At 62.8% G+C, this 22,525-nt stretch carries 21 protein-coding genes; 11 read left to right on the forward strand and 10 right to left on the reverse strand.

The features are described from left to right. Nucleotides 1–60: 60 nt before the first annotated feature. Complete coding sequence (gene amaB, locus AB7I51_RS06440) at nucleotides 61–1,599, reverse strand: L-piperidine-6-carboxylate dehydrogenase (RefSeq protein WP_428403506.1); 1,539 nt, start codon at nucleotides 1,597–1,599, stop codon at nucleotides 61–63. Nucleotides 1,600–1,757: 158 nt separating this feature from the next. Between amaB and rocD the strand changes: the two genes are divergently transcribed. Beyond that, nucleotides 1,758–2,972 (forward strand): ornithine--oxo-acid transaminase, encoded by a 1,215-nt coding sequence (rocD, locus tag AB7I51_RS06445; protein WP_428403538.1) that lies wholly within the window; start codon nucleotides 1,758–1,760, stop codon nucleotides 2,970–2,972. A 9-nt stretch (nucleotides 2,973–2,981) separates the two neighbouring features. Here the strand turns inward: rocD and AB7I51_RS06450 are convergent, their stop codons facing one another. Together AB7I51_RS06450 and AB7I51_RS06455 are read right to left on the reverse strand one after the other, a co-directional pair. Then, nucleotides 2,982–5,429: a GcvT family protein gene (locus AB7I51_RS06450; RefSeq protein ID WP_428403505.1), complete on the reverse strand. Its 2,448-nt coding sequence runs from the start codon at nucleotides 5,427–5,429 to the stop codon at nucleotides 2,982–2,984. Continuing rightward, entirely contained in the window at nucleotides 5,426–6,316 is an 891-nt protein-coding gene (locus AB7I51_RS06455) for a phosphotransferase (RefSeq protein WP_428403504.1), read from the reverse strand. Before AB7I51_RS06455 ends, AB7I51_RS06450 begins: the two co-directional genes overlap by 4 nt. A gap of 159 nt (nucleotides 6,317–6,475) precedes the next feature. Between AB7I51_RS06455 and AB7I51_RS06460 the strand changes: the two genes are divergently transcribed. The 9 genes from AB7I51_RS06460 to ligD all read left to right on the forward strand — a co-directional run bounded on the left by AB7I51_RS06460 (nucleotide 6,476) and on the right by ligD (nucleotide 16,083). Further along, nucleotides 6,476–7,855 (forward strand): ethanolamine ammonia-lyase subunit EutB, encoded by a 1,380-nt coding sequence (locus tag AB7I51_RS06460; RefSeq protein ID WP_428403503.1) that lies wholly within the window; start codon nucleotides 6,476–6,478, stop codon nucleotides 7,853–7,855. Nucleotides 7,856–7,857: 2 nt separating this feature from the next. Beyond that, entirely contained in the window at nucleotides 7,858–8,643 is a 786-nt protein-coding gene (gene eutC / locus AB7I51_RS06465) for an ethanolamine ammonia-lyase subunit EutC (RefSeq protein WP_428403502.1), read from the forward strand. A gap of 130 nt (nucleotides 8,644–8,773) precedes the next feature. After that, on the forward strand, nucleotides 8,774–10,498 hold the full coding sequence (locus AB7I51_RS06470) for a thiamine pyrophosphate-binding protein (RefSeq protein ID WP_428403501.1): 1,725 nt from the start codon (nucleotides 8,774–8,776) through the stop codon (nucleotides 10,496–10,498). 10 nt (nucleotides 10,499–10,508) lie between these two features. Beyond that, nucleotides 10,509–11,066, forward strand: a complete 558-nt coding sequence (locus AB7I51_RS06475) for a carboxymuconolactone decarboxylase family protein (RefSeq protein ID WP_428403500.1) — start codon at nucleotides 10,509–10,511, stop codon at nucleotides 11,064–11,066. Between the two features lie 170 nt (nucleotides 11,067–11,236). Next, the gene (locus tag AB7I51_RS06480) at nucleotides 11,237–11,611 is read left to right on the forward strand and encodes a hypothetical protein (protein ID WP_428403499.1); all 375 of its coding nucleotides are present in this window, start codon (nucleotides 11,237–11,239) and stop codon (nucleotides 11,609–11,611) included. 181 nt (nucleotides 11,612–11,792) lie between these two features. Then, entirely contained in the window at nucleotides 11,793–12,113 is a 321-nt protein-coding gene (locus AB7I51_RS06485) for a hypothetical protein (protein WP_428403498.1), read from the forward strand. Nucleotides 12,114–12,129: 16 nt separating this feature from the next. Beyond that, complete coding sequence (locus tag AB7I51_RS06490) at nucleotides 12,130–12,618, forward strand: hypothetical protein (RefSeq protein ID WP_428403497.1); 489 nt, start codon at nucleotides 12,130–12,132, stop codon at nucleotides 12,616–12,618. A 45-nt stretch (nucleotides 12,619–12,663) separates the two neighbouring features. After that, nucleotides 12,664–13,518, forward strand: a complete 855-nt coding sequence (locus AB7I51_RS06495; protein WP_428403496.1) for a Ku protein — start codon at nucleotides 12,664–12,666, stop codon at nucleotides 13,516–13,518. A 6-nt stretch (nucleotides 13,519–13,524) separates the two neighbouring features. Further along, a complete protein-coding gene (ligD, locus tag AB7I51_RS06500; protein WP_428403495.1) occupies nucleotides 13,525–16,083 on the forward strand; it encodes a DNA ligase D in 2,559 nt (852 codons plus the stop codon). Between the two features lie 20 nt (nucleotides 16,084–16,103). On the opposite strand, the gene AB7I51_RS06505 is transcribed toward ligD, so the two are convergent. Continuing rightward, nucleotides 16,104–16,910, reverse strand: a complete 807-nt coding sequence (locus tag AB7I51_RS06505; protein ID WP_428403494.1) for a Ku protein — start codon at nucleotides 16,908–16,910, stop codon at nucleotides 16,104–16,106. Between the two features lie 253 nt (nucleotides 16,911–17,163). Here AB7I51_RS06505 and AB7I51_RS06510 point away from each other — a divergent pair, with 253 nt between their 5' ends. Continuing rightward, on the forward strand, nucleotides 17,164–17,328 hold the full coding sequence (locus AB7I51_RS06510; RefSeq protein WP_428406159.1) for a NepR family anti-sigma factor: 165 nt from the start codon (nucleotides 17,164–17,166) through the stop codon (nucleotides 17,326–17,328). A gap of 72 nt (nucleotides 17,329–17,400) precedes the next feature. Here the strand turns inward: AB7I51_RS06510 and AB7I51_RS06515 are convergent, their stop codons facing one another. The 6 genes from AB7I51_RS06515 to fdhF all read right to left on the reverse strand — a co-directional run bounded on the left by AB7I51_RS06515 (nucleotide 17,401) and on the right by fdhF (nucleotide 22,523). After that, the gene (locus tag AB7I51_RS06515; protein WP_428403492.1) at nucleotides 17,401–17,565 is read right to left on the reverse strand and encodes a hypothetical protein; all 165 of its coding nucleotides are present in this window, start codon (nucleotides 17,563–17,565) and stop codon (nucleotides 17,401–17,403) included. A gap of 140 nt (nucleotides 17,566–17,705) precedes the next feature. Next, nucleotides 17,706–17,906 (reverse strand): CsbD family protein, encoded by a 201-nt coding sequence (locus AB7I51_RS06520; RefSeq protein ID WP_428403491.1) that lies wholly within the window; start codon nucleotides 17,904–17,906, stop codon nucleotides 17,706–17,708. 108 nt (nucleotides 17,907–18,014) lie between these two features. Then, nucleotides 18,015–18,530: a YchJ family protein gene (locus AB7I51_RS06525; protein ID WP_428403490.1), complete on the reverse strand. Its 516-nt coding sequence runs from the start codon at nucleotides 18,528–18,530 to the stop codon at nucleotides 18,015–18,017. Nucleotides 18,531–18,557: 27 nt separating this feature from the next. Then, complete coding sequence (locus AB7I51_RS06530; protein WP_409978540.1) at nucleotides 18,558–18,830, reverse strand: formate dehydrogenase subunit delta; 273 nt, start codon at nucleotides 18,828–18,830, stop codon at nucleotides 18,558–18,560. Then, nucleotides 18,820–19,647, reverse strand: coding sequence for a formate dehydrogenase accessory sulfurtransferase FdhD (fdhD, locus tag AB7I51_RS06535; protein WP_428403489.1), 828 nt, complete (start codon nucleotides 19,645–19,647; stop codon nucleotides 18,820–18,822). The genes AB7I51_RS06530 and fdhD overlap by 11 nt, the downstream gene beginning before the upstream one ends. Next, nucleotides 19,644–22,523 carry a formate dehydrogenase subunit alpha gene (fdhF, locus tag AB7I51_RS06540; protein ID WP_428403488.1) on the reverse strand — a complete coding sequence of 960 codons (2,880 nt, stop codon included), beginning with the start codon at nucleotides 22,521–22,523 and terminating at the stop codon, nucleotides 19,644–19,646. The genes fdhD and fdhF overlap by 4 nt, the downstream gene beginning before the upstream one ends. Nucleotides 22,524–22,525: the final 2 nt, after the last annotated feature.

Raw genomic sequence — 22,525 nt, forward strand, 5'->3', positions numbered from 1 at the left:
GCGACGGCGGACGCCATGTAAGCCTGGAGGCTCGCATGGCTGCAAACAAGCCGGCGCCGATTATGCCTCCAGATCGAATTTGACTCCCTGCGCCAGAGGCAGTTCGCCGGAATAATTGATCGTGTTGGTGGCGCGGCGCATATAGGACTTCCAGCAGTCCGACCCCGCTTCGCGGCCGCCGCCGGTGTCCTTTTCGCCGCCGAACGCCCCGCCGATTTCGGCGCCGGAAGGCCCGATGTTCACATTGGCGATGCCGCAATCCGATCCGTCGGCGGCCATGAATCGTTCGGCTTCATCGAGGCGCGCCGTGAAGATCGACGACGCCAACCCATGTGCGACATCATTGTTCAACCGGATCGCCTCATCGAGGCTGCGAAACTTCATCAGATAGAGGATGGGCGCGAATGTCTCCCGCCGCACGACCTCCGCCTGGTCCGGCATCTCGACGAGCGCCGGGCGCACGTAAAAGGCTTCGGGATATTTTTCAGCAAGCATGCGTTCGCCGCCGAAAACGACGCCCCCCGCGCCGCGCGCTTCGTCGAGCGCGGCGCGCATCGTCGCATAGGCGCGCTCGTCGATGAGCGGTCCGATAAGCGAAGCGCCGTCGCGGGGATTGCCGACCGGAACTGACGCATAGGCGCGCCGCAATCGGCCAAGAAGCTCCTCATGAATGTCTTCATGCGCGATCAGGCGGCGCAAACTCGTGCAGCGCTGGCCCGCCGTGCCCATCGCCGCGAAGGCGATCGCCCGCACGGCAAGATCGAGTGGCGCGGAGGCGCAAAGGATCGCGGCGTTGTTGCCGCCAAGCTCCAGAATCGATCGCGCAAAGCGACGCGCAAGACGCGGCGCGACGGCGCGGCCCATGGCCGTCGAACCCGTCGCGGAAACGAGCCGAACCCGCGAATCTTCGACCAGCGCCTCGCCGATCTCGCGCCCGCCAATAAGCGGGCTGCACAGCCCATCCGGCGCATCGCCGAAACGCGCGGCGGCGCGCTCGACCAGCGCCTGCATCGCGAGCGCGACAAGCGGAGTTTTTTCCGACGGCTTCCAAACCACCGCATTCCCGCAGACGAGAGCCAGCGCCGCGTTCCAGGCCCAGACGGCGACAGGAAAGTTGAAGCTGGTGATCACGCCGGCGACGCCGAGCGGATGCCAGGTCTCCATCATGCGATGGCCGCGGCGTTCGGTAGCGATGGTCAATCCGTGCAGTTGCCGCGAGAGGCCGACGGCGAAATCGCAGATGTCGATCATCTCCTGAACTTCGCCGAGACCCTCAGTCGTGATCTTGCCGGCCTCGATCGTGACGAGGCGCGCCAACTCGGCCTTGGCCGCGCGCAGCTCTTCGCCAAGCAGGCGTACGAATTCGCCGCGACGCGGCGCCGGGACATTGCGCCAAGCGCGAAACGCGGCCTCGGCGCGCGCGATCGTCTGCTGCGCGACCGTCGAATCGGCGCTCTCGACATGCGCAATGATCTCGCCGCTGATCGGCGAACGAACGGCCAGCGACCCACGCGCGAACTTGCGAGAGTCCACCCCGAATTTTTGCAGCAGGGCCGCAGTTTCAGCGGCAACGCCGGCATGCGGAACGCGCGGCTCCATCTTAATTCCCCGATAATCGCCATGCTCGCGCGGCTGGCGCCTTCTGTCGCTCCTTCCTATCTAAGCATGAAAGGCGCAAATGTCCGCACGCCTCCCTCTGGCGCCGACAGGCGCAAAAGCTTTCGGGTAAGGGTAGCTCGACGTTCAGGAACAAGCACATCGCCACGAACTACGATCCGCTGCCGGTCAGGCTCACGCGCGGAGAAGGAGCTTATTTGTGGGATGTGGAAGGCCGGCGCCATATCGACATGATGAGCGCCTATTCGGCGGTTAGCCTTGGTCACGCTCATCCGCGTATCCTCGCCAAGCTTGCCGAACAGGCCCAGCGTTTGGCCGTGCCGTCCCGCGCTTTTTGCGATGACAGGCTCGGCCCTTTTCTCGAAGAATTGTGCAAAGTCACCGGGCTCGACGCCGCCCTGCCGATGAATAGCGGAGCCGAGGCGGTCGAGACGGCGATCAAGGCGGCGCGCCGCTGGGGCCATCGCGTCAAAGGGATCGCCAATCCGGAAATCGTCGTCGCGGACGGCAATTTTCACGGCCGCACCACGACGATCATCAGTTTCTCGTCGGAGGACGAATATCGCGACGGATTCGGGCCGTTCATGCCAGGTTTTCGCTCGGCGCGGTTTGGCGATCTCGCGGCCTTCGAAGCCGCCGTCACGCCCAACACAGCCGCCATTCTCGTCGAACCGATCCAGGGCGAAGCAGGCGTCATCGTGCCGCCCGACGGCTGGCTCGCAGAGCTGCGCCGATTATGCGATGCACGCGGCGTCCTGCTGCTGCTCGATGAGGTTCAATCCGGGCTGGGACGGAGCGGAACGTGGTTCGCCTACGAACATGAGAAGGTCGTCCCCGACGGCGTCACGCTCGGAAAAGCGCTCGGCGGCGGCGTGCTGCCGGTTTCAGCCTTCGTCGCGAAGCGTGAAGTGATGGACGTCTTCACGCCCGGCTCGCATGGATCGACTTTCGGCGGCAACACGCTCGCCGCCGCCGTCGGACTCGAAGCGCTGCGCGTCATTCGCGACGAGCGGCTGGTCGAGCGCAGTCAGGCGCTCGGCGCGAGAATGCTGCAACGGCTGGACGCGATGCGCCTGCCGGCGATCAAGGAGATTCGCGGGCGCGGCCTATGGGCGGGCGTGGACCTGGACCCGCGCTACGCAAGCGCGCGAGAGGTTTGCGAGAGCCTGATCGACAAAGGCGTGCTGACGACCGCCACGCATCACACGGTCGTTCGGCTGGCGCCGCCCTTCGTCATTTCTCAAGACGACCTCGATCTTGCGCTCGACGCGGTCGAGGAAACGCTCGCGACGTTCGACGCCCCGCGCGATGTCGGCGGGGCGGCGTCAGGCGCCGGCCAGCGGCTCGAAGCATAGAAACGGCGGTCAAGCGCGAATGCGTTCGCCTTTCGGATCATAGAACGGCGACAGCGAGACGATCGCCGGTCGGCGCTCGCCGGCAATTTCGAGTTGATACTCGCCCGATAGAACGAATGTCGGATCGACGCCGTCGGGGCAGCGAACGTAACCATAGCCAATCGACTTGCCGATCGAATAGCCATAGCCGCCGCTCGACAGCCAGCCGACGCGCGCGCCATTGCGATAGATGGTTTCGCGTCCGAGCAGCGTGATGTCGGGATCGTCGATGGCGAAGCCGGCGAGAAGCCGCGGCAATGGCGCGGCGGCCGATTCAACCAGCGCTTCTCTCCCCTGAAAAGGCGCGCCGGATTTCATTTTGACGGCGAAGCCGAGGCCCGCCATCAGCGGCGTATGATCGGGACCGATGTCGGCGCTCCAGGCGCGGTAGCCCTTTTCCAGACGCAGCGATTCAATCGCCCTGTAACCGGCGTCGACCAGTCCCAAGGGCGCGCCTGCTTCGATAAGCGCGTCATAGACCGAAACCGCGAAATCGACGGGGATGTGAAGCTCCCAGCCGAGCTCGCCGACATAAGTAACGCGGATCGCCAGAACCGGCGCGCCGGCGAAACGGATTTCGCGGGCGGTCATGAAAGGAAAGGCGGCGTTCGAGAAATCATCGTCGCAGCAGGATCGCAGGATGTCGCGCGCGCGCGGTCCCATCAACGCCAGCGCCGAATTCGCCGACGTTACGTCGATGAGGGTCGCGTCCAATCCTTGAGGAATCGATCGCCTGATCCAATCGAAGTCATGCGTGCCGAAGGCCGTGCCCGTCACCACATAGTAACGGTCGCTGGCCAGGCGCGCGATCGTCAGATCGCATTCGATGCCGCCTTTGGCGTTCAACAATTGCGTATAGGCGACGGCGCCGGGCGGTTTGGCGACATTGTTGGCGGCGATCCAGGACAGCGCCGCTTCAGCGTCCTTGCCGACGACGAGCGCCTTGGCGAAGCTCGTCTGATCGAAGAGCGCCGCCGACTCGCGGCAGGCGCGATGCTCGCGCCCGACTGCGTCGAACCAGCCCGGCCTGCCGAAGGAATAGCGATCCTGCGGCGCTTCGCCGGCCGCTAAATCCGCGAACCAATTGGGTCGCTCAAAACCCATCTTCTCGCCAAAGCACGCGCCCTTCGCCTTGAGCCGGTCATAGAGCGGCGAGCGCCGCAGCGGCCGGCCCGACGTAAACTCTTCGAAGGGCCAGGCGATGCTGTAATGGCGCGCATAGGCTTCGAGCGTCCGCACCCGCACCCAGTTCGGGTCCCGATGCGGCGCGCCGAACCGGCTTACGTCGACAGGCCAGAGATCGAAGGGCTGTTCGCCGTCGGCCGCCCATTCCGCGAGCGCCATGCCGGCGCCGCCGGCTGACGCAATGCCGAAGGCGTTGAAGCCGGCGCCGACGAAGAAATTGCGCACCTCCGGCGCTTCGCCGATCATCCAATTGCCGTCGGGCGTGAAGCTTTCGAGGCCGTTGATCATCTGCTTGACGCCGGCCTCGGCGAGCGCCGGCACGCGGCCGAGCGCCAGATCCATGATCGGCTCGAAATGGTTCCAGTCGTCTTCCAACAGCCGAAAGGCGAAATCCTCGGGAACGACGCCCGACGACCACGGCACCGGATTGGGCTCATAGCCGCCCATCACGAGGCCGCCGACCTCCTCCTTGTAATAGGTCAGCCGATCCGGATCGCGCAGAGTCGGCAGATCGCTCGTCACGCCGTCGATTTTTTCGGTCACGATATATTGATGGTGAACCGCGGAGAGCGGAACGGCGACGCCGGCGCGCGCGGCGAGCGGCTGGGTCCACAGACCGGCGCAGAGCACCAGCTTTTCGCAAGCGACCGCGCCGCGATCGGTGACGACGCCGCGCACGCGCCCATTCTCGATGATGAAATCCTTGACGGCGACGCCTTCGACCAGCTTTGCGCCGGCGAGCCGCGCGCCTTTCGCCAGCGCCTGCGTGATGTCTGAAGGATTCGCCTGTCCGTCGGTCGGCAGGAAGGCGGCGCCGACGACATCATCGACATTCATCAGCGGCCAGAGCGCCTGCGCCTCCTTGGCGCTGAGGAGCTGCATGTCGAGACCGAAGCTCCGCGCCGACGTGGCCTGCCGTTTGACTTCGATCCATCGATCGGCGTTGCAGGCAAGGCGCAGCCCGCCATTTCGCCGCCAGCCGGTCGCATAGCCGGTCTCTTCTTCGAGCCGGTTGTAAAGCTCCACCGAATAGCCGAGCAGCTTGGTGATGTTGGCGTTGGTCCGCAACTGTCCGATCAGTCCGGCGGCATGCCATGTCGAACCAGAGGTCAGTTGATGACGCTCGATGAGCAGCGTCTCAACGCCACGCTTGGCGAGATGATAGGCGACCGAACAGCCGACGATGCCCCCGCCGATAACAACGATCTGCGCGCTTTGTGGAAGGTCGGTCATGCTTTTTCCATCAGCTGGAACGCTGCCCAGGCGTCCTCGAAGCGCGACATGTTTTGATCGGAATAAGCGACATAGTCGAAATCGATCTCGGACCGGGTTTCCGAGACAAGACTCCACAATGTTTCGCGCAAGAGCGAAGCGCAGAGCATCGCCTTGAACCGGCGTCGAAGCGCATCGGTAGGCGCAGCTTCGAAATATTCCTCGAGCATGGCGTCGTCATCCACGGCGTCGAAGCCATTGTTCGACGAGAGCCCGCCAAGATCGAACAGCGGCGTGTTCCAGCCCGCATAATCCCAATCGACGAGCCAGAGACGCCGCCCGTCATCGATGAAATTGGCGGCGAGGAGATCGTTGTGGCCAAAAACCAGATCGATCGGGCCGACGGATTTTTCCAGGACCTCGCTCGCCGCGAGCAGAGGCGGCAGCAGCGGCAATATCCGGCTTTGGTCCTCGACGAGCGTGTGGGCGTAGTCTCGAATGACGTGAAAGACATTGAACGCCAGCGTCGGTCCGCGCAAATGCCGCGCAAGTTCACGGTGAACGCGCTTGACGAGATCGACGCAGCGTTTGCGGTTTTGGCGCACGTCCTGCGCGTCAAAGGTGCGGCCGGGAATGTATTCGAGCGCCATCGCCATCGGCGCGGCGCAAAGAACCTTCGGCGACACGCCGGCCGCGCCCGCCGCCCTGCTCGCCGCCAATTCGTTAAAGCGCATCACGCCGTGAACCGGAATGTCGCCGCCAAGGCGAACGACGACGCGCCGGTCGCCGTCAGTGACGATATAGTTCTTATTGGTGATGCCCCCGAGCAGGGGCGCGATGTCGATCGGCCCACGCCAGAGCGGCAGCGCGCGTATCAGAGTTTCGGGGTCTGCGGTCAGGGATGACATCGGCGCCGGCGGGACGAAACAAACTTTGGCTCAGCGAGTATACGCAGGTCGAGCGCAAAGGCCATGGGCCGAGACGGCGCTGGGGAAAACCTTGCCGGCACAAGGTGACATGTTCGCGTCGGCGCCTTAGCCTGAGAAACGGTCGTTCGAGGTCGAGCCATGTATGGGACGACGATTCGCGGAACGAGCTATAGGTTCCAAGACCTTAAGACGCTGATGGCGAAGGCGACTCCGCTGCGTTCGGGAGATTGCCTCGCCGGAATTGCCGCGACCAGCGCGGCGGAGCGCGTCGCGGCGCAAATGGCCCTCGCCGATCTCCCATTGAGCGTATTCTTGAACGAAGCGCTCATTCCCTATGAAGAAGACGAGGTCACGCGCCTCATCATTGACAGTCACGATCGAACCGCCTTTGCGCCGATCGCGTCGCAGACCGTCGGCGAATGTCGCGACTGGCTTCTCTCCGACGCCGCCGATGAGGAAGCGCTCGCGGCTTTGACCTTCGGACTCGCGCCGGAAATGGCGGCGGCAGTCTCCAAAATCTGCCGCAACCAGGACCTCATTCTGATCGCCGCGAAGCGCCGCGTCGTCACCAGATTTCGAAATACGCTCGGTCTGCGCGGACGATTGTCGTCACGCATTCAGCCCAACCATCCGACCGATGACGCGCGCGGCGTTCTCGCCAGCGCCATCGACGGGCTTCTGCTTGGCAACGGCGACGCCGTCATAGGCGTCAATCCGGCTTCCGACAGTCCGGAACAGTGCTATGAACTCTTGCGCTTGCTCGACGAATTGCGCGAGACGCTCAACATTCCGACGCAGTCCTGCGTGCTCGCTCATGTCACCACGGCGCTGCAGCTCATGGCCCGGCAGGCGCCGGTCGATCTCGTGTTTCAATCGATCGCCGGCACGCAAGCCGCCAATGCAAGCTTCGGGATCGACCTCGCGCTGCTGCGTGAAGCCCGCGAGGCGGCGCTTGCCTTAAGGCGAGGAACGATCGGCGACAATGTGATGTATTTCGAAACTGGTCAGGGCAGCGCGCTTTCGGCCAACGCCCATTGGAATTGCGATCAGCAGACGCTGGAGGCGCGCGCCTATGGCGTCGCGCGCATGTTCGAGCCGCTGCTGATCAATACGGTCGTCGGATTTATCGGGCCGGAATATCTCTTCGACGGCAAGCAGATCACGCGGGCGGCGCTTGAAGACCATTTCTGCGGCAAGCTGCTCGGACTGCCGATGGGCTGCGACGTCTGCTACACCAATCATGCCGAAGCCGACCAGAACGACATGGACGATTTGCTGACGCTGCTCGCCGTCGCCGGCGTCAATTATGTCATGGGCGTTCCTGGCGCGGATGACGTCATGCTGAATTACCAGAGCACTTCCTATCATGACGTGCTCGCCGTGCGGCGCATGCTAAATCTGGCGCCGGCGCCGGAATTCGCACAATGGCTCGCTGAGGTCGGGCTGAGCGACGCGCGCGGCGAACTACAGCCGCAGGCGCTGCCCGCGTCCTTCGCGCCGCTTCTCGAAAGAGCGTGAGAATGGCGGATCGTCGCCCGGCGCCTGCCGACATGATTTCGAAACTACGTTCGGCGACGCCGGCGCGAATTTTCCTGCCGCGCGCCGGGGCGGCGCTCACGACGCGCGCCACTCTGGACTTTCAACTGGCGCATGCCGAGGCGCGAGACGCCGTCGAAGAACGGCTCGACATTGAAACGCTCTTCGACGAACTGACCGCGCGCGGACTCGCTGCTGTTCGCGTGAAAAGCGCCGCGCGTGATCGGCGCAGCTACCTGCTGCGCCCGGACCTTGGTCGAAGACTAGATGAGGAGTCCCGCGAGCGGCTGAAATCTTTGGCGGGCGATTACGACATCGCCTTCATCATCGCCGAAGGACTTTCCGCCCGTGCGATTCGCCGGCATGCCATCCCGGTGCTCGAAAAGGCGCTGCAATCTCTCAATCAAACATCGTGGAAAGTGGCGCCGATCGTGCTCGCCGAACAGGGGCGCGTGGCGCTTGGCGACGACATCGGCGAGGCGCTTGGCGCGAAACTCGCGGCGGTGCTGATCGGTGAACGGCCCGGACTTTCCTCGCCGGACAGTCTGGGCGTTTATCTCACTTACGCGCCGCGCACCGGCCGCTCCGACGCCGAGCGCAATTGTCTGTCGAACATCCGCCCGCAAGGCCTCGCCTATGACGATGCGACCAGAAAGCTGCTTTATCTGTGTAACGAGGCGCGCCGACGCCAATTGACCGGAGTCGAGCTGAAAGACGAAGCCGAGACGCTCGCATCGGAAGAGCTGCGCGCCATCGACGTAAAGAATTAGCTCCCCCGAAGCGGCGCACGCAGCCAGTCAAGCAAATCTCGATTGATTGCGAAGCTTTCGCTCGACTATGCTTCGCAATCAAAAACTGGCCCGCCCGCGCCGGGCGAGCGAATCCTGAACTGGAGCTTCAATGCCGCTAGGGGTCGATTTCATCCTCGAAGCGCTGGCGAGCGAAGGGCTCGACCATCTGTTCATGGTGCCCGGCGGGCTCGTCGACCCCTTTCTGCCGGCTTTGGGAAGGCAGAAGGCGCTCACCCCGATCGTCGCCGCGCAAGAGGGCGGCGCCGCCTATATGGCCGACGGCTATGCGCGGGCGAGCGGTAATTTCGGCGCCGCGCTCTGCATCGGCGGCCCTGGCCTGACCAACGCCGTCACCGCGGTGGCGACCGCGCAGACCGACGGCTCGCCGCTTCTTCTGTTGAGCGGCGAAGTGGCGACCGTGCTTGAGGGCTTAGGCGTGTTTCAAGACGCGAGCCCACAGACGCTGGACGACGTCACCGTTATGAAGCCGCTGACGCGCTACTCCTCGTCGATCGACAGTCCAAGGAATATGCCGCATTTGTTTCAGCACGCGCTGTTGCAGCTTCGCACCCGACCGACCGCGCCGGTGCATCTCTCCTTGCCCGGAGATTGTCTCGCCGCGGAGCTTTCAGTCAGCCATGCGCCGATCGACCGGGCGCTGACTGACTATGAAGCGCTGTCGATGGCGGCCGCCGACTCGTCGCTGCGACATTTCTCGGGAGGCGTCGACGGCAAGCCGCCAGAAAAAGTCGCGATTCTCGCCGGCGCGGGCGTCGAACATCCAGACGCCGCCGCAGCGCTCAAGGAATTCGCCGAACTGTGGCGCATTCCCGTCGCGACGACGCTGCGCGGCAAAGGCATTTTTCCGGAGGACCATCCTCTTTCGCTTGGCGTGTTCGGCTATGCGGGAACGCATCACGCCCGCGCCGCGTTGACAGATCCGTCGCTCGATTTGCTGATCATTTTGGGATCGGGACTGAATGAGCGCGACACGATGCATTGGGCGCTGCAGCTGAAGCCCGACGCTTCGATCTGCGTGAATTTGCTTCCCGCAGCGATCGGGACGCATGCGCAGGATGGCGGCGTCGTCGGAAGTTGCGGCGCCTATCTGCGTTATCTGCTCGATCAAAGCGATCGCCTGCGCGGGCCGCTTGAGCCGACGCTCGCCGCGCGCGCGAAATGGGTTACAGAAATTCGGTCGAAGCCCCGTCTGCAGGATCCGGAAAACTGCGACAGTGACGCGGTTCCGATTCATCCGGCGCGAGTCGTCAGCGAGTTGAGAAAAGTTTTTCCGCGCGACGGCGTTCTGGTCGTCGACTCCGGCGCGCATCGCGCCTTCGCCGGGCATTATTGGGAATCCTACGAACCGAGAACTTACGTTTCCGCCACCAATCTCGGCCCGATGGGCTGGGCGATCGGCGCCGCGATCGGCGTCCAATGCGCGCAACCGCGCCGGCGCGTCGCGGTCATCACTGGCGATGGCTGCATGCGCATGGGCGGCATGGAAATCGCCACCGCGGCGCGCTACCGGCTGCCGGTGACCTATGTCGTGATCAACAATGCGGCGCTCGGCAATGTCTGGCTGCGCGCGCATCGACTAGGCCCTACGCCCGACGAACTCACGCGCTTGCCCGACCATGACTGGGCCGGATTCGCGCAAGCTTTGGGTTCTCGCGCCGAAACCGTGCGGTCTCCCGACGATCTTGCCGGCGCATTCGAGAGAGCGCTGCAAGGCGAAGGCCCCTGCCTCATCGACGTCAAGGCCAACAAGGCCTTCACGACGCCGGTTAAAGATTGGGCCGAGGCCATTGCTGCCTATTCCTACCACGAGTGAGAGAGCGCCGATGGCTCAGTTGCCCTTCGATCCTTCAACGCTGTCGCCGGCCGATCGCGCGCTTTACGACCGCATGGTCGAACGGCGGAAAGCGCAAGGCGCAGGTTTCGGTGGCCCCTACGCGGCGCTGATGAACCATCCGCAACTTTGCGAACGGATCGAAAATCTCGGCTATTACCTGAAGTTCGAGGGCCATCTGCCGCGCGACGTCTATCAATTCGTCGTGCTCTTCGTCGCGCGCCACACCGGCGCCGCCTTCGAATGGGTCGATCACATTCAGCACGCCGAAGCGGCGGGCGTTCCATCGACGCTCATTGGCGCGCTGCAGCGGGGCGAGGATGTAAGCGGCATAGCGACTGCGCCCTATGATCTTGTCATGCAAGTGCTCGATTCGGCATTATCCTGGCAAAACATTCCGCCGCGCGTTCAGGACGAAGCCATTAAGGCGTTCGGCGTCGAAGGTCTTGTCGAACTCATCGTTTTATCGGGCTTTTACCAAATGTTTTCGGCGATCAACCAAAGCTTTGACGTCGCCTTGCCCCCGGGCGTCGAAAACCCGTTCGGCTAAATTGCGATCCCGCATTTTTGCATGAATCGTTCTTTCGCCGCCGCCAAGCGGGACCAGTGCGATAGACACGCTTGGAAACCGCCTTTCGGAACAAAGCGCTCTCCCATCGGTTTTATCCGAAGGCCGGGCGTTGGCGTGAGGCCGAAGTGAGTTTTTGGAGAATGGAATCGATGGTTGCATTGTCTAATGACGGCGAACCCATGATCTATCAGCAGGACGACACGCGCGGCGAAACGTCGCCGGCTCGTCCGGAAGGGACGGTGAGCGATCGCGAGCAATTGACGCGCTCCAGTTATTGCGTTGCGCAAGTGAAGGACTCGATGTGGGAGGCCTTCGGTCATTTGGCGCGGTCCGGCGCCTCCGATCAGATGCGCGGCTACGCCAATCAAGCGATGGGCAAAACCAAATTGACCCTCGGCATGGCCACGCGATCGCCCGATCTCGCGCTCTCGGGATTGGCGCAAATCGTTGTTGGAGAATTTCAAAAATCAATCGGTGAGGCGAAACGCTCTGACGACGAGAAGGACATCCTTCCCGGACTGTAGCAACCGGCGCTTGCCGATCACTGAGCCAATCGGCGTGATTCTAGCCGCGCTCCTCCTCATCGCCAGCGGGAAGGCGCTCGGCGACCGCTGTTCCTGCGAAGGCGTGGCTTCGAGAGGAACAATCAAACGATCCGCTAGTTCAGTATACGACCAGCGCGGCATCAGCAGCGGAGAAGAGGACATGAGCGTTACATCGCAGGTCACCGATAGGGTCCATGAGGCGCAGGATGCTATCGCCAAGGCGTCAGCGAACGCCGCCGCCAAGGCCGCCTCATTCGCGGAAGACGTGAGCGCCAAAGTGGACGAGACCGTCGACAAGACCGACGCGGCGCTGGCGACAGCGGCGCAGCAGTCGCGCGAAATTGTGGAGAAAACCAAAACAGCGACCGAAGGATTCAAGGCGACCGTCGAGGATACGGTGCGGGAGCAGCCGCTCACCGCGCTGCTGCTCGCCGTCGCCGGCGGATTTGTGGTCGGCGCGATATGGAAGGGCCGCGGCTGATCTTCAGGCGGTGATCATGTTCCTGGATCCCATATTCCACCGGGTTGACGAAACCATCGAGAAGACGACGCGGGGCGCATCGCGTTTCACGATCGTCTTCGTCCTGGTTGTGTTCGCACTCGGCTTCGCCGCGGCCGCGGCCCATGCCTTCGCGACGGCGATCTGGGGCGCGATCGCGGGAAATCTCGTGATCGCCGGCGCATTTCTCATCGCCGCCGTCATCGTCCATATCGCGACCGCGGCACGGTTCAGCGCTCTCGAAACGCGAGCGGCGGCGGCGGAACTTGAAGCGCAGAACCGTTCGGTCCTTTCCTTCGTCGACCAATTGCTCAAGTCGAATGGCGACATGGTCAAATCCGTCGAGTCGCTTGCGCCCGTCGCCGCCAAGGCCGTCGCCGAACGGGTCGGACCTCATCTTCATTTGATCATCGGCGCCGCGCTTGGCGTGCTGGTCGCGTCGAAACTTGCGGAAAAGCTTGACAGGACAAGAGCGCCGGAATCGTAATCCGACAGCCGTGGTCATTGGCCCCGCAAGCGTAAGAGGTATGCGTTGGCGCCGAGAGCGAATTGGAAGGGCTCTCTCAAGCTCGCCGAGCTCGCCTGTCCGGTCGCGCTCTATTCCGCGACGTCGACATCCGACCGGATCGCCTTCCATATGATCAACCGAGCGACCAGCCATCGCCTGAGCCGAACCTTTATCGACAGCGAGACCGGCGCGCCGGTTTCTCCCGCCGATCAAGTGAAAGGCTATGAGGTCGACAAGAACGATTATGTCGTTCTCGAAGAGGAAGAGATCGCGCAAGCGCGTCCTCGGAGCGACAAGGCCCTCACGATCGAGAATTTCTTGGATTGGGTCGAAATCGACACTGTCTATTTCGACAAGCCTTACTATCTCTCTCCGTCGCAAAGCGATGCAAGCGACCTCTTCGTGCTGATACGTGAAGGCCTACGCAGGAACAAAGTCGCGGCGATCGCCAAAGCGACGCTCTTCAGGCGCGCACGCACTGTTCTGATCAGCGCCTATGGCGACGGACTGCTCGCGATCACATTGAATTTTGACTATGAGGTGTGGGCCGCACAGGAGGCGTTTGACGAAATTCCCGAAATCAAGATCGAGGGCGAGATGCTAAAACTCGCCAAGCACATCATCGACACGAAGCGAGGAGCCTTCGATCCGTCCAGGTTCGAAGACCGCTATGAGCAGGCGCTCGCCGAATTTGTGAAGGCGAAGCTCGCGGGCGAGCCGATCGCCCCGCCGCGCAAGGGGCGCGACGCCAAGGTCGTCAATCTGCTTGAGGCGTTGCGCGAGAGCGCGGCGCTATCCGAACAGGGCGGCAAGCCAGCGACCAAAAAGCGGGCGACTCAGCCTCGCAAAACAACCGCGACGCGCCGGAAAGCGAGCTGACCACGCATGTCGCTCGCCGATTATCGCAAGAAGCGCGATTTTTCGGCGACCCGTGAGCCGCAGGGGCGAGGCGCTCGAAAGACCGGCAACAGCTTTGTGATCCAGAAACATGCCGCGCGGCGGCTGCATTACGACCTTCGCCTGGAGATGGACGGCGTTTTGAAAAGCTGGGCGGTCGCGAAAGGCCCGAGCCTCGCGCCCGGCGAAAAACGGCTCGCCGTTCAGGTCGAGGATCATCCTCTCGACTATCGCAATTTCGAGGGCGTCATCCCTAAAGGTCAATATGGCGCCGGAAAGGTGATCGTCTGGGATAAGGGCGTTTGGATTCCGGAGGGCGATCCGCACGAGGGCTACGCCAAAGGCCATCTTGAATTCGAACTGAAGGGCAAGAAGCTTGGCGGCCGCTGGCGCCTCGTGCGCATGGCTCGACGGCCGCGTGAGACGCATGACAATTGGCTTCTCATCAAAGGCGAAGACGATTTTGCGCGAACGCCAGAGGATGAAGACATTCTTGAAGAAATGCCGCGCTCAGTAAAAAAGGGCCGCGCCATCGGCGATGTGGCGGACGGCGCATCGAAGCGAGTCTCCAAGAAATGCGCCCTGCCAAAGCAAAACGCCGCGTCCCGCAAGGATAAGACAAGCTCCTCAGCAGAGACCGACGCGCCCGCGCAGCACTTGGATCCCTCGCGCGTAAAAGGCGCGAAGAAAGCGCTGCTGCCGAATTTCGTCGCGCCGATGCAGGCGAGCGCCGGCGTTGCGCCTTCGGGCAAGGACTGGGTTCACGAAATCAAATTCGACGGCTACCGAATTCAGGCGCGCATTGAGGCGGGACGCGTACGGCTGCTCTCGCGCAGCGGCCTCGACTGGACGACGAAGTTCGGCAAGGAGATCGTCGCGGCGCTGCGCGCGCTGCCGCTCGGCGCCGCGCTCATCGACGGCGAAATCGTCGTCGAGACGAATTCGGGCGCCTCTGACTTTTCAGCGCTTCAAGCGGATTTGAGCGAAGGACGCTGCGACCGCTTCATCTATTGGGCCTTCGATCTTCTCTACCTTGACGGCTATGATTTGCGGAGTGCGGCACTGCTCGAACGCAAAAATGCGCTGGCAAGGCTTCTCGGCGACGCGACCGACGCCAGAATTCGCTTCAGCGCTCATTTCGAAGACAGCGGCGCGGTCGTGCTGTCACACGCCTGTCGGCTTGGTCTCGAAGGCGTGGTGTCGAAGTTGCGCGACTCGCTTTATCGCTCCGGACGCGTCAAGAGCTGGATCAAAGCCAAATGTTTCGCTCGGCAGGAGTTCGTCATCGCCGGCTACACGCCGTCGACGGCGTCGCGACGCTCGATCGGCGCGCTTGTGCTCGGCGTTTATCAGCGCGGTGTTCTGCGCCATGTCGGCCGAGTCGGGACGGGATTCACGACCGATATGGCGCGTGAGCTTTTCGCCAAACTCGAGCCGCTGCGCAGATCGTCGAGCCCCTTTGGCGCGCGGCTCAGCGCCGAGGCGGCGCGTCATGTGCGCTACGTGCTGCCAGAGCTGGTGGCCGAAATCGAGTTTCGCGGCTGGACCGCCGATCATATGCTTCGGCACGCCTCCTTTCGCGGCCTGCGTGAAGACAAGAAAGCGCGCGACGTGATACGCGAGCAAGCGCCGCCAGCTAAACGAGCCGCGACGAAAGCGGAGACAAGCGCCGTGACGCTCACGCATCCGGATCGCCTCTATTGGCCACAAAAAGGCGTCACCAAGCAGGGGCTGGCGGATTACTATTCGGAAGTCTGGCGCTATATCGCGCCCTTCATCGTCAATCGTCCGCTGGCGCTGCTGCGCTGTCCGAACGGCATTGATGGAGAGAAATTCTTCCAGAAGCATCCGTGGAAAGCCATCGATCCCAACATCGTTCTCATCAATGATCCAAAAGAGTCGAAAGAAGAGCCTCTGCTCAGCATCACTGACCTTGACGGACTGATCGCGCTGGTTCAGTCGGCGGCTCTGGAGATTCACCCCTGGGGCTCGACGGCGTCGGACTGGGAGCGTCCAGACGTCATCATCATGGATCTCGATCCAGGCGAGGAGGTCGCATGGGAGTCGGTCATTGCGGCGGCTCTAGAGACGCGGGACCGGCTTCAAGACCTCGGACTGACCGCCTTCGTCAAGACAACCGGCGGCAAAGGCCTCCATGTGCTGGCGCCTGTGACGCCGAAAGCGGAATGGCCGCAAGCGAAGGCCTTCGCCAAAAGCATCGCGGACGCCATGGCCAAGGACAGTCCGAGTAAATTCGTTTCCACGATTGCGAAGTCGAAGCGCCGTGGAAAGATACTCGTCGACTATCTGCGCAATCAGCGCGGCGCGACCGCCGTCGCCCCCTATTCGCCGCGCGCACGTCCCGGCGCGCCCGTCTCGGTTCCGCTCGACTGGGACGAACTCAATCCGGCGATCGGATCCGCCTATTTCACGATCGCCAAGACTCTGGCGCGCCTTGATTCCATGAAGAACGATCCCTGGGCCGACTTTCGACTGGCGGCGGCGCCGATCGAATGGGAAAAAACCCGAAGGAAGCAGAAAGCCTGAACGCCGCAGGACGTGGAACGCTAACGACGTTTGGCGCCGCGCCTGTCCGCATCGATGCTCTTGCGCAGCGCATCCATGATATTGACGACATTGCCGGGACTCGCCGGCGCCTGCTTCTTGCCGCGCGCGGGCCTTTGCTGTTTCTTCTTTGCAGCAATGATTTCGAGCAGATGGGTTTGAACCGGGTCTTGGGTCGCCGAAGGATCCCAATGAATCTTGCGCTCTTCGATCAATTTGGAAATGAGGCCGAGCGCTTTCGCATTCGGCGTCTCGGCGTGGATGTTGTCGAGACAGTCCTTCTGATCACGCACTTCGTCAGCGAAACGCAACGTCCATAACACAAGGCCTTTGTCGCGCGGCTCGATCATCACCGCCCGCTCTCGCCGATAGATCGCCAGTCGCGACAGGCCAACCGTATGCGTCGCCTTCATCGCCTCGCGGATCACGGAAAAAGCCTCGACGCCGATCGGGTCGTCGGGAACAAGGTAATGCGGCTTGTCGAGCCAGATCGAGTCGACGCTGCCCGCCGGCGCGAAAGCGTCGATATCGATCGTTCGCGTGCTGTCGAGGTTGAGCGCGTCAAGCTCATCGTCCTCAAGCAACATGTAATCATTTTCGCCGCGCGGATAGGCTTTTGCAGCTTCGTCCTCGCTGACCGGCGCGCCGGAGACGGAATCGACATATTGGCTGACGACCCGATTGCCCGTATTTCGATTAAGGATATGGAAGCGGACCTTTTCGCGTTCAGAGGCAGCGGGCGTCATCGCGACCGGGCAGGTCACGAGCGAAAGCTTCAAATAGCCTTTCCAGAAGGATCGCGGCGCCATCCCGGTTCACCCGACGCAGGGACATGTTCGATTAACGCCCTTTCGAGCGCATTGTTCCGCTTACGCCCCGCTCCAAACGAAGAACAAGTTTGTCATCGTCCAACGGAACAATTCGCCTGCTACATTGTTGGATGCAGGAACGACAACCTTTCGCCTGCTGTGGGCGTTGGAGTTGCCGGCGCGACCGACCCCTCCAAGAGCTTGGAAAATGGACGACAAAGCCGAACAGAGCGCGGCGGGAGACCGGCGGCGAATGCTAAGCGACAAGCGAAAGGAGGCTGCGTGCCCTTTGTCGCTGCTCGGATTTAATGTCAAGGTCACGGTCGAACTGCGAGATTTATACGAGGACAGCCTCTCCGTTCCCGTGCCCGACAGGATGCGCGACCTGCTTGCGCGACTTTCCCGGCCGCCAGATTAGAGCGAGGGCGGCCGTCCTCGACGCCTTCGGCCCGCCAAGAATGAGCAGCGGGCGCTCGTTAAGAACCAAATGTCAATCGCGCCGCCATTGTTCGATTTCCGCTCGTCGCGGCACGCGAACAAGGATACGACGCGCGCGCGGAAACGCCGGGCTGATGAACAGCATTGTGGCGATGACGCCGGACGCCGCATGAACAAGCTGTCGCCAGCTCACGCCAAATTTGGGCTTCGTACTCATTGCGCGCTCCTCCATTGGAGACGAATACAAAGACAACTCTCCCTTTCTGAGAATGTTCCGACATTGGGCAAGCTCGGCCTTATGGCAGGGGCCGGACGAAAGCATCGCGGTCGCGGCGCGCGCCGCGCTGAAATTGACGCTCAATTCAGAGTCTTGAGCCAGGCGTCGACGTCTTCACGGATTCGATCCCGGCCCGCGCCATAGCGTTGCTGCAGAATCCCCTCGAACTGCTCGCGCTTGCCGTCCATGCGCGCAAGATCGTCGTCAGTCAGCTCGGCCCACTTCTCGCGCACCTTGCCCCGGAACTGTTTCCAGGCGCCTTCGACACGATTCCAGTCCATCGCCGTTCTCCAAGAGAGCACGTCGACGCAACGCGGACAGAATTGCTTTGTTCCTGATTTTGACGATGGGAAAAGATCGTGCGGTTCGACGGAAAGCTGACGCCCGCTTTACGCGGCGGCGCCGCAGCACTTCTTGTATTTCTTGCCCGAGCCGCAGGGACAGGGATCATTGCGGCCCGCCTGCTTGCCTTTCACGATCGGCGCGCTCTTGCGATTGGCTTCTTCAAGGAAATACCAGCGGCCATCCTGCGGATCGTGGCGGAACAGCGAGCGCTCCCGATGCGCATAGCGTTCGCCTTCGCTGGCGAAATTCGCGATGAACTCGACATAGCCGGTTTCGTCTCCCGGCAGGCCCTGCTCCGTCGCGAGAATTTCAAGTCCAAGCCATTGCGAGCTGCGCGCCCAATGCGTGATCGCCTTGCGGTCGAAATCGTGACGCGATTCCGGCGCGAGCGTATCGACAAGATAGTCGATGTCGCCAACCACGAACGCTGTGTAGCGCGAACGCATCAGCGCCTCGGCGGTCGGCGTCGGCAGTCTTTGCTCGATGTAGGGCGCGCAGCAAGCGGAATAGGCGAGCTGTTGCGCATCCATCGCGCGGCAGGGGCAGATTCGGTCAGTCATGTTTTAGCCGGCGCAGGAAGCTTCTGTTCAGCCGTCGGCGCCGCCCTCGCCCGGGCGCAAGCCTGAAGCTGCGGCGCCCGCCCGAGTTTGGAGGCGCTTCACCGCCTCGATGGCGATCGGATCGAGGCCGGCGCCGCCATGATCGACATGAGCGATAATCGCGTTGCGCATGCGCGGGTCCCAGAACTTCCTCAAATGGTCCGTCATGCTGGCGACGCCTTCGGGGTGCTTCTGCGCCACGAAGAACTTGCCGATCTGGTTAGCCATTTTGACGAGCTTATCGACCGAATCATGCGACATGTGCGGAAACCTGTTCGAGGATGCGTCCCGGATGGGTGAAGATTTCGAAATCCCGGCCGCGCATGACCGCCACCAGCGTCATGCCGCATGTCTGCGCATTGCGCACGGCGAGCGCTGTCGGCGCTGAAACCGCGGCGATGATCGGCGCGCCCATGCGGGCGGCCTTTTGGACGAGCTCGACCGACACGCGGCTGGTCATCAGAACCACGCCCTGCGTCGTGGCGATCGCCTGTCGCGCGAGCGCGCCGGCGAGCTTGTCGAGCGCATTGTGGCGGCCGACGTCCTCGCGCGCGATCAGCGCGCCGGTAACCGGATTCCAGAAGGCGGCGGCGTGAACGGCGCGAGTCTCGCGATTATAGGTCTGAGCGGCGGGAAGTCGCTCCATCGCCTCGATCAGGGCGTCGGCGCGCACGCAGAGCGCATTGTCAAGCGTCGGCAGAATGCGCGTCGCCGCCTCAAGGCTCTCGATGCCGCAAAGCCCGCAGCCTGTCGGGCCCGCCATCGAACGGCGGCGTTGGGCATAGGCTTCCTGCCGCCCGCCCTTGAGCCAGGCGCGCAGCTCAATGCCGGCGTCGGAGATGATAATCTCGACATCGCCCGCCTGCTCCGGCGAGTCGATCAGTCCCTCGGTCAGCGCAAAGCCGATCGCGAAATCTTCCAGATCCGCCGGCGTCGCCATCATCACCGCATGGGTGGCACCGCCGTAAGTGAAGGCGATCGGCGTCTCCTCGGGGATCACGCGAGAAGAACGCGCCGTCACATCGTGACGGCGCGCCAGGCATTCCACCCGTAGAGTCGGCGACGGCGTTGCTGTCATTCCGCCGCGTCGATCGTGCTCGCGATGCGGCGGCTCTGCTCGGTCAGCTCGCGATACTGCTCCTGCCAGTCGGTCGGCCCATTGGTGGTCGAGACCTGCACCGCCGTGACCTTATATTCCGGACAATTGGTGGCCCAGTCGGAATTGTCGGTCGTGACCACATTGGCCTGGGTGGTCGGATGATGGAACGTCGTATAAACGACGCCCGGAGCGACACGATCCGTGATCTTGGCGCGCAGCGTCGTTTCGCCGGCGCGGCTCGCCACCTTCACCCAATCGCCTTCGCGCACGCCGCGATCCTCCGCGTCATGCGGATGAATCTCGAGGACGTCCTCAGGATGCCATTGCGAATTCTCGGTGCGCCGCGTCTGCGCGCCGACATTATATTGCGACAGGATACGTCCCGTCGTGAGCAGCAGCGGAAACCGCGGCCCCACTCTCTCGTCGGTCGGGACATATTCGGTGATGACGAATTTGCCCTTGCCGCGCGCAAAGCCGTTGATGTGCATGATCGGCATGCCGTCCGGCGAGTCGGCGTTGACCGGCCATTGCAGCGAACCCGCCTCTTCGAGGCGCGCGAACGACACGCCGGCGAAGGACGGCGTCAGCCGCGCGATCTCGTCCATGATCTCGCCGGCGTGGGTGTAGCTCCAATTCAACCCAAGCCTATTGGCGAGGAGCTGGGTGACCTCCCAATCGGCGTAGCCGTTCTTCGGCGACATCACCTTGGTGACGCGCTGAATGCGGCGCTCGGCGTTGGTGAAGGTGCCGTCCTTCTCGAGGAAGGTCGCGCCGGGCAGGAAGACATGCGCGTAGTTCGCGGTCTCGACCAGGAAGAGGTCCTGCACGATGACGATGTCCATATTCGCGAGCGCGCGTGAGACATGGCGCGTGTCGGGGTCGGACTGGAGAATGTCCTCGCCCTGGACATAAAGTCCCTTGAACGTGCCTTCGATCGCCGCGTCGAACATGTTCGGGATGCGCAGGCCCGGCTCCGGATCGAGCGACACGCCCCAATCCTTCTCAAACGCGTGGCGGGCCGCATCATTGGAGATGTGGCGATAGCCCGGCAGCTCGTGCGGGAACGAGCCCATGTCGCAGGAGCCCTGCACATTGTTCTGGCCGCGCAGCGGGTTCACGCCAACGCCGCGGCGTCCGAGATTGCCGGTCGCCATGGCGAGATTGGCGATGCCCATGACGGTGGTCGAGCCCTGCGCATGCTCGGTGACGCCGAGACCGTAATAGATCGCAGCGTTACCGCCGGTGGCGTAGAGCCTGGCCGCCGCACGAACGTCGGCCGCCGGAACGCCGAGCGTCGCTTCCATCGCCTCGGGGCTGTTCTTCGGCTGGGCGACGAAATCCGCCCAATCCTGAAATTCGTCCCAGTCGCAGCGCGACTTCACGAAATCGAGATTGACGAGATTTTCCGTCACGATGACATGCGCCAGCGCGGTGACCATCGCGACATTGGTGCCGGGCTTGAGCGGCAGGTGATAATCCGCCGCGATATGCGGCGAGCGCACGAGGTCGATGCGGCGCGGATCGATGACAATGAGCTTGGCGCCGTCGCGCAGGCGCTTCTTCATCCGCGAGCCAAACACCGGGTGGGCGTCGGTCGGATTAGCGCCCATGACCAGAATGACGTCGGCGTCGTCGACCGAATCGAAATCCTGCGTTCCCGCCGAGGTGCCGAAGGTCTGCGCCAGACCGTAACCCGTCGGCGAATGGCAGACGCGCGCGCAGGTGTCGGTGTTGTTGTTCTTAAAGCCTTGGCGCGCGAGTTTCTGAACGAGGTAGCTTTCCTCATTCGTGCAGCGCGACGAGGTGATCACACCGACGGAATTCTTGCCGTATTTCTCCTGCGTGGCTTTCAGCCGCTCGGCGGCGAAGCTGATCGCTTCGTCCCATGAGACCACGCGCCAGGGCTGATCGATCGACTCGCGGATCATCGGGTCCAGAATCCGGTCGCCATGCTGGGCGTAGCCATAGGCGAAGCGACCCTTGATGCAGCTATGGCCGTGATTGGCCTTGCCGTCCTTCCAGGGGACCATGCGGACGACTTCCTCGCCGCGCATCTCCGCCTTGAAGGTGCAGCCGACGCCGCAATAGGCGCAGGTGGTGACCGCCGAATGCTCGGGCTGGCCGACGGAGATGACCGATTTCTCGATCAGCGTCGCGGTCGGACAGGCCTGCACGCAGGCGCCGCAGGACACGCATTCCGATTCCATGAAGGCTTCGTCCATGCCGGACGAAACGCGCGATTCGAACCCGCGGCCTGAAATCGTCAGCGCGAAGGTGCCCTGCACTTCCTCGCAGGCGCGCACACAACGGTTGCAGACGATGCACTTCGAGGGATCGTAGGAGAAATAAGGATTGGATTCGTCTTTCGGCTTCCAATCAAAATTCACCTCGCCATTGTTGCGGGCGAAAACGTGGTTGGCGCCGTCATAGCCGTAGCGCACGTCGCGCAGGCCGACCGCGCCCGCCATATCCTGCAGTTCGCAATCGCCATTGGCGGCGCAGGTCAGGCAGTCGAGCGGATGGTCGGAAATATAAAGCTCCATCACGCCGCGGCGGATGGCGGCGAGGCGCGGCGTCTGGGTCTTGACCGAGATGCCGGGCGCGACCGGCGTGGTGCAGGAGGCGGGCGTGCCATTGCGGCCCTCGACTTCGATCACGCAGAGCCGGCAGGAGCCGAACGCCTTGATGCTGTCGGTGGCGCAGAGCTTGGGGATTTCGGTGCCGATCTCCATCGCCGCGCGCATGATCGAGGTGCCCTCGGGCACGGTGACGCTCTTACCGTCGATGGTCAGCGTCACTAGTTTCTCGGCTTGTGATTCGGGCGTGCCGTAATCGATTTCCTTGATGAGCGTCATGG

The sequence above is a fragment of the Methylocystis sp. genome (genome assembly GCF_050246715.1).
GTDB lineage: Bacteria > Pseudomonadota > Alphaproteobacteria > Rhizobiales > Beijerinckiaceae > Methylocystis.